Origin of the sequence: Methylocucumis oryzae, from assembly GCF_000963695.1 — a bacterium.
Taxonomy (GTDB): Bacteria; Pseudomonadota; Gammaproteobacteria; order Methylococcales; family Methylomonadaceae; genus Methylovulum; species Methylovulum oryzae.
Genome location: NZ_LAJX01000030.1, coordinates 1 through 7170 on the forward strand (window position 1 = coordinate 1; position 7170 = coordinate 7170).

The window sequence follows — 7170 nt, forward strand, 5'->3', positions numbered from 1 at the left end:
TATGATCAAGCGAAATGACTAAACCACAAGCAAATATCCGCTCTGCCTTAATACTGGAATTCGGACACGCAGATGCGAGTTGAGGTTGAATATCGCCAAGATGGTGCCCAACGAAATATGGGCGCACAAGCAATAAGAGCATTGAGATCATGGCGCGTTGTTCATTAATAGTCATATCAACAGCATAACAGTTAGCGCAAAATGCTTGTATTGGATCTGAGGTTCTATGGTAGAAGAGACGATACCCCAAATACGCATTTGATAGGATAAGAACCAGCACAAGCAAAGTAACACTGCGCATTCATCACCTAGCTTTATTGTTCAACAATATTAAAATACGGAGGCATTTCATGAATATACGCCATATACATCGCATCCGCCATTGTCCATAACACATCGAGCTTAAACTTCAAAATAGCCAACATGCGCTGTTGTTGCTCGCGAGTTTTATACCAATCTAACGTAATTTCCAAACCATGCTCCACATCGCGACGCGCTTCGGTTAAGCGCTTGCGGAAATAGTTATAACCGTCCATTTGCACCCACGGATAATGGGTAGGCCAATTATCTAGGCGCTGTTGATGAATTTTAGGGGCAAATAATTCTGTTAATGACGAACTCGCCGCTTCATGCCAATCGGCGCGTCTGGCAAAATTAACATACGCATCGACTGCAAAGCGCACACCGGGCAACACATGTTTTAATGATGTCACGTCTTCTCGGCTTAAACCTACCGCAATACCTAATTGAATCCAAGCCTCAATCCCACCAGTATCACCGGGATGACCATCATGATCTAAAATGCGTTGTATCCATTTAGCACGAGTCTCTCTGTCTGGGCAATTAGCTAGGATATTAGCATCTTTAATAGGAATGCTAACCTGATAATAGAACCGATTCGCCACCCAGCCTTGGATTTGCTGCTGAGTCAGCTTGCCTTCGTTCATTAATTGATGATACGGATGATGAATATGGTAATACTTTTCCATCGCGCGTAACTCAGCTTCAAATTCTTGTCGAGTCCACGGCGTAGCGTCAGAAGTAGTCATAATAAGTCCTGGTTTATTATTAAAAAACGACATCTGCGTAGATGTCTACTAGATGAAGTTTAGCTTGATTAAGCGTCGCACTGCACAAATAACAGACTTAATCCGGGTTATATGCGACTTATAAATCGATTTCCATCCCGTCGTAAGCGACTTCAATGCCATTGTCCGCGAGTTGTTTAAACGGCTCAGAATCTTCATCCAAGATAGGATTGGTGTTATTGATATGGATCAATATCTTGCGTTTATCCCCTAAACTATTTAACACCTCTATCATGCCAGCTTCACCGGATTGCGGTAAATGGCCAATTTCCCGGGCATGTTTATGGCTAATTCCTTGTGCCACCATTTCATCATCGGTCCAAAAGGTGCCATCGACTAAGACACAATCAGCAGCCTGCATTGCGGACAACACATGCGGCTCAATTTCACCCAATCCCGGCGAGTAAAACACTTTTTTGCCAGTAGAAATTTGCTCAATAATCACGCCGATATTATCACCTTCGTGCGGGTCGTAGCGGTGCGGTGAATACGGCGGCGCTTTACTCAACAAAGCTTGGCTATAAAAACGCAAGTCATCAATGCCAGGAATGGTAAAACTGCTGCCGTCAGTTGGAATCGTATGCTGATTTACACCACAATAATGCGTTAGCATATTAAAAATCGGAAAGCCTGTACTCAAATCTTGCTTAACCATTTCGGTACAATAAATTTCTAACGGCTTACCTTCGCGTAGCATCAACAAACCGGTGCTATGGTCAATTTGACTATCGATTAATAAAATCGCTTTAATGCCGGTATCGCGAATGCCATTTTTTGGTTGAATAGCCGGAAATGCCTCTAGTTGCGCGCGTATATCGGGTGATACATTAAATAACAACCAGTTATTATTATCGGTGCTAACCGCTATCGACGACTGAGTGCGCGGCTTGCCATTCATGGCATTACGACGAATTCTGGCACAATTATGACAATTACAATTCCATTGCGGAAAACCACCACCTGCGCCCGCGCCTAAGACTCTTATTTTCATGATACGACCTGATGCTAAAACGTTTTATGATACGAGATTGACTTTTTACAGGCAAAAAAAAGGGGTTCTTGCGAACCCCTTTTTATACAAGCCGTTTGGATTAACGGTTGTAGATGTACATAGTTACTTCAAAACCGAAACGTAAATCAGTGTAGCTTGGTGTTTCCCATTTCATAAGTATAACCTCCAATTTAGTTTTAAATATATGCTAGCTTGATCAAGTAAGCCGGCTTGAAGTATACGATGAACGCTATGTTTTAGCAACTATTGCCATTAGCATAACTCGTTTACCTAAAAATAAAAGTTATTATTAATCATAGACTAGCAATAAAATACTATCTATAAGAACAATTCCTTTTCCAAGAAATTTAACTTAGCACTCACCTATCTAAGAAATTTACTGAAAGACGTATAAGCTGGGTATAAGTTAATCTTAAGTTTTACCGTAGCCGCCTATTGTTTAGTCTTGGCAGGATTGCCATTAGGCTAGCCAATGGTACAATCCGAAGCACTGTGCGCATAATTAAAACAAGACCATACGACAACATCAACCTTATAACCACTCAGGTTTACACCATGTTACAAAAAACGGCTATTACCCAAACCAATATTCACGATTTAATGGCCAAACGCTGGAGTCCACGCGCGTTTGCGGCCGATAAACCGGTTTCTGATACAGAGTTACTGGCATTATTTGAAGCCGCTCGCTGGTCGCCTTCGTGCTTTAATGACCAACCGTGGCGTTTTTATTGTTTGCAATAAATTCGATAATGACAACGCTTGGCAACAAGCCTTATCTGTTATCAATGAAAAAAACCAACGTTGGGCTAAAAATGCCCCAGTGTTAATTTTGGTTGCCGCCATGACGCATTTTAACCATAACGGTAGTCCTAACCGTCATGCCTTATACGATACGGGAGCTGCCAGCATGAGTTTATGCCTGCAAGCTGCCGCCTTAGGGTTAGCAACGCATCAAATGGGCGGTTTTAGCGTCGAACAAGCTATCTCGGTATTTAACTTACCCGAGCAATGCCAACCCATCAGCATGTTAGCGTTAGGTTACCAAGCAGATGCCAGCATATTGGATGCCGATTTCCAAGCGAGCGAACTCGCGCCCCGTAGCCGCCAGCCTTTAAAACGCCCACGTCTTTGCTAATCATTGGCAACAACCGGCTTTTGATTAAGTTCAACGATTACCGCAAGCAAGTAACTCCCGGTATAATCGCGCCTCACTTACTTTCGATTCATCGCTAACAGGTCTTAACACCATGACTATTAAAGACTACATGCACGATTTAGGCGTACAGGCAAAAACAGCCGCACGCGAGCTTAGCAAAACCGAAACCCATAAAAAAAATCAAGCGCTATTAGCCATTGCTGACGCACTGAACCAAGACCGCGAACGATTAACCGCAGAAAACCAAAAAGATTTGGCCACCGGTAAACAAAATGGTTTAGACCCGGCTTCGCTCGATAGACTCGCATTAACTCCAAAAGCCATTAACGCGATGATAGCCGGTTTAGAACAAGTCGCTGCATTACCCGACCCGGTCGGCGAAATGACCGGTTTTAGCTATAGACCCAGCGGTATTCAAGTCGGACAAATGCGCGTCCCACTGGGTGTCATTGGTATTATTTACGAATCCAGGCCTAACGTCACTGTCGATGCCGCCGCATTATGTTTAAAGTCCGGTAATGCCTGTATTTTACGCGGCGGCTCAGAAGCGATTTATTCTAACCAAGCCATAGCGGCCTGCATTACCAAGGGTTTAATGGCGGCAAATCTGCCCGTTAGCGCTGTACAAATCGTTGCGACACCCGACCGAGCCGCTGTGGGCGAATTAATCACGATGAATCGCTATGTCGATGTTATTGTCCCTAGAGGCGGCAAAAGCTTAATCGAGCGCATTAGCAACGAAGCGACTATCCCGGTTATCAAGCATTTAGACGGTATTTGTCATGTTTATATCGACGAACATGCCGATATTAACAAAGCCATTAACATTGCTGACAACGCTAAAACTCACCGTTACGGCGTATGCAACGCCATGGAAACCTTATTAGTCGCCGAAGCAATTGCCCCTAAAGTCTTACCGCAACTCGCTAACATTTATTTAAGCAAAGGCGTGGAATTACGCGGTTGTTTAAAAAGCTGTTCGTTAATCCCACAATGTCTACGCGCGACCGAAGCCGATTGGCATACCGAGTACTTAGCCCCTATTTTGTCGATACGCATCGTTGAGCACTTAGAGCAAGCGATTAACCATATTAACGAATACGGCTCGCAACACACCGACGCGATAGTCACAGAAAACTATACCGCAGCTAGACGGTTTTTACGTGAAGTCGATTCTAGTTCGGTTATGGTTAATGCCTCAACACGGTTTGCCGATGGTTTTGAATACGGCTTAGGCGCAGAAATAGGTATTAGCACCGATAAATTACATGCACGCGGCCCTGTTGGCTTAACCGGTTTAACATCGTTAAAATTCATTGTCTTAGGCGATGGTCATATCCGACAATAACACCACAGCGCTAGGTATAATGGGCGGCACATTTGACCCCGTGCATTACGGTCATTTACGCGCCGCCTTAGAAGTCACAGAATTATTTAAGCTGGACCAGCTAAAGCTCATTCCTTGCGCCCGTCCTTCGCATAGAAATCAGCCTCAAACGCCTGACTATATGCGTGCCGACATGCTCGCATTAGCGATTAAACACTATGCCAACTTAAGTTTAGACACACGGGAATTACACCGACCGGGTAAATCGTATACCGTCGATACCTTAGTCTCGCTACGTGAAGAATTACCAGAACACCCGTTGTTACTGTTTATTGGCACGGATGCGTTTAACCAACTGACTAGCTGGTATCAATGGCAGCGCTTATTTGACTATGCACATATTATCGTATTAGCAAGACCTAACACCGAATTACCGACATTAAACGCATTTTGCCAGCAGCGCTTAGCTCAACAACGCGATGAATTAAGCCAACACTTAGCGGGATTACTATATTTACAAACCATTACCCAACTGGACATTTCCGCAACGGCAATTCGGCAATTAATCGCCCAAGGTAAAAATCCAGGTTTTTTATTACCCGATGCTGTCATAGAATACATACACCAGCACCGGCTTTATCAATCCCTATAACAAAATAACAAACGCCATCCTTAGCAGCTCAGAGAAACTATGCAAGCAGAAGAATTAGTAACACTTGTGCAACACGTCTTAGACGAACACAAAGGCAATTACATCACTATCTTAGATGTCAGAGAAAAAACCAGCATTACCGACTACATGGTAATCGTCACAGGCACATCGACTCGGCATTTAAAAGCCTTATGCGATTACGTCACCGAAAAAACCAAAGAACAAGGTCTAAAACCGCTAGGTGTAGAAGGCGACATGAACTCTGATTGGGTGTTACTCGATTTAGGCGATGTCATTGTCCACGCGATGACGGCTCAAGCCCGCGCCTTTTACCAATTAGAAAAGCTATGGTCGGTCGATCAACCGGTAGCTAGCAGTTTTGCCATTGTATAACGCTAAACCTACATAGCGCATCGCGACCCTAGTTAAACGGGCTATGACGCTCGATGCCGGGGAGCGCCATGCGATGCTGTTACATCATCAACTAAGCTCCCAAACCTCGCACGCCTAGTCGCCATCAATATTAAACCACCGCATTCAGGCTCACATTAAAAAATGCATTCAAAACACAGCCAAATTAATGCGGTACGGTTATAATGGCGTACTTGCGCAGAGACATTCGACAAGCTGTCATGTGCAGGCTAACCCAGGCACTTATCAACAAACTGTAAGCGGCGAAGCAAAACTTAAAACAATAATCACGGCGACTTACAGACAGAAAACTTACTTTTCAACCCCAACCCTTTTCAACCCTAACCATTAATAACGAGAAAATACTATGTCAAATTTTCCAATCGACTTAAGCGCTTATCAACGTATTACGTTAGATCCTAGCGTACCGACGTTGACTGCCGAGCAAAAAGCCGCATTGCAAGCTAACATCCAATTATGCCGCGATGCTATCGTCTTTTTCACCTCAACCGGTGCTGCGCGTGGCGTAGGCGGTCATACGGGTGGCCCTTATGACACTGTACCTGAAGTGATGATTTTAGACGCCTTATTCCGTGGCTCAGAAAACTTCGTTCCAACCTTCTTTGACGAAGCCGGACACCGTGTTGCTACGCAATACTTAATGTCAGTATTAAACGGTGACATGCCCGCTGAAAAATTAACCCAATACCGCGCCGCGCATTCGCATTTGCCGGGTCACCCAGAATTAGGTTTCACACCAGGCGTTAAATTCAGCTCAGGCCGTTTAGGTCACATGTGGCCGTATGTTAACGGCGTAGCAATGGCCAACCCAAGCAAAACCGTATTCTGCCTAGGCTCAGACGGCTCACAACAAGAAGGCGATGATGCAGAAGCGGCGCGTTTAGCGGTTGCCCAAGGCTTAAATGTTAAATTGATTATCGATGACAACGACGTCACCATCGCTGGTCACCCTTCTAAATACCTGAAAGGTTGCTCAACGGCAAAAACCTTGGCAGGCCAAGGCGTTACTGTCTTAGAAGGTGACGGCGAAGATTTAGACAGCTTGTACGCCAACATCTGCAAAGCGATTAACACACCAGGCCCCGTTGCGGTTATCAACCACCGTAAAATGTGCCCAGGTATCGTTGGTTTGGAAGGTTCAACCCACGGTCATGACGTTGTATCAGTGAAAGTAGCGTTGGAATATTTAGAAACACGTGGCCACACAGCGGCAGTTGACTTCTTAAAAGGCGTGGTCGCGCCAAAAATGACCGACACCTTCTTAGGTTCAGACAATGCCAAATGGGATGCCAACCGTAACGTCTTCGGCGATGCCGTCGTTGAAGTCATGAAAGGCATGTCTGAAGCTGAACGCGTCGAAAAAAGTCCGCGTGATTGACTCTGACTTGGAAGGCTCATGCGGTTTGCACAAAATCCACACAGCATTCCCAGAAACCTTCATTTCATCAGGCATCATGGAGCGCGGTAACTTCTCTGCTGCCGCAGGTTTCGGTATGGAAGCAG

The 7170-nt window shown here is 44.9% G+C and carries 8 protein-coding genes and 1 pseudogene; 6 read left to right on the plus strand and 3 right to left on the minus strand.

All coding sequences use genetic code 11. From position 1 onward, the window contains the following. Positions 1 to 314 precede the first annotated feature (314 nt). The 3 genes from pqqC to pqqA all read right to left on the minus strand — a co-directional run bounded on the left by pqqC (position 315) and on the right by pqqA (position 2254). Positions 315 to 1049: a pyrroloquinoline-quinone synthase PqqC gene (gene pqqC / locus VZ94_RS04205; RefSeq protein WP_045778286.1), complete on the minus strand. Its 735-nt coding sequence runs from the start codon at positions 1047 to 1049 to the stop codon at positions 315 to 317. Between the two features lie 118 nt (positions 1050 to 1167). Further along, the gene (gene pqqB, locus VZ94_RS04210; protein WP_045778282.1) at positions 1168 to 2079 is read right to left on the minus strand and encodes a pyrroloquinoline quinone biosynthesis protein PqqB; all 912 of its coding nucleotides are present in this window, start codon (positions 2077 to 2079) and stop codon (positions 1168 to 1170) included. 100 nt (positions 2080 to 2179) lie between these two features. Continuing rightward, positions 2180 to 2254 carry a pyrroloquinoline quinone precursor peptide PqqA gene (pqqA, locus tag VZ94_RS24205; protein WP_006892363.1) on the minus strand — a complete coding sequence of 25 codons (75 nt, stop codon included), beginning with the start codon at positions 2252 to 2254 and terminating at the stop codon, positions 2180 to 2182. A gap of 401 nt (positions 2255 to 2655) precedes the next feature. Between pqqA and VZ94_RS30170 the strand changes: the two genes are divergently transcribed. The 6 genes and pseudogenes from VZ94_RS30170 to VZ94_RS04235 all read left to right on the plus strand — a co-directional run. Beyond that, the gene (locus VZ94_RS30170; RefSeq protein ID WP_275575126.1) at positions 2656 to 2841 is read left to right on the plus strand and encodes a nitroreductase family protein; all 186 of its coding nucleotides are present in this window, start codon (positions 2656 to 2658) and stop codon (positions 2839 to 2841) included. After that, the gene (locus VZ94_RS04215) at positions 2807 to 3235 is read left to right on the plus strand and encodes a nitroreductase family protein (RefSeq protein ID WP_275575127.1); all 429 of its coding nucleotides are present in this window, start codon (positions 2807 to 2809) and stop codon (positions 3233 to 3235) included. Before VZ94_RS30170 ends, VZ94_RS04215 begins: the two co-directional genes overlap by 35 nt. 112 nt (positions 3236 to 3347) lie before the next feature. Next, positions 3348 to 4604, plus strand: a complete 1257-nt coding sequence (locus VZ94_RS04220) for a glutamate-5-semialdehyde dehydrogenase (RefSeq protein WP_045778283.1) — start codon at positions 3348 to 3350, stop codon at positions 4602 to 4604. Continuing rightward, complete coding sequence (gene nadD, locus VZ94_RS04225) at positions 4585 to 5235, plus strand: nicotinate-nucleotide adenylyltransferase (protein ID WP_045778284.1); 651 nt, start codon at positions 4585 to 4587, stop codon at positions 5233 to 5235. Before VZ94_RS04220 ends, nadD begins: the two co-directional genes overlap by 20 nt. A 39-nt stretch (positions 5236 to 5274) precedes the next feature. Then, entirely contained in the window at positions 5275 to 5628 is a 354-nt protein-coding gene (gene rsfS, locus VZ94_RS04230) for a ribosome silencing factor (protein WP_045778285.1), read from the plus strand. 385 nt (positions 5629 to 6013) lie between these two features. Continuing rightward, positions 6014 to 7170: pseudogene (locus VZ94_RS04235) on the plus strand (thiamine pyrophosphate-binding protein); the annotation flags it as partial.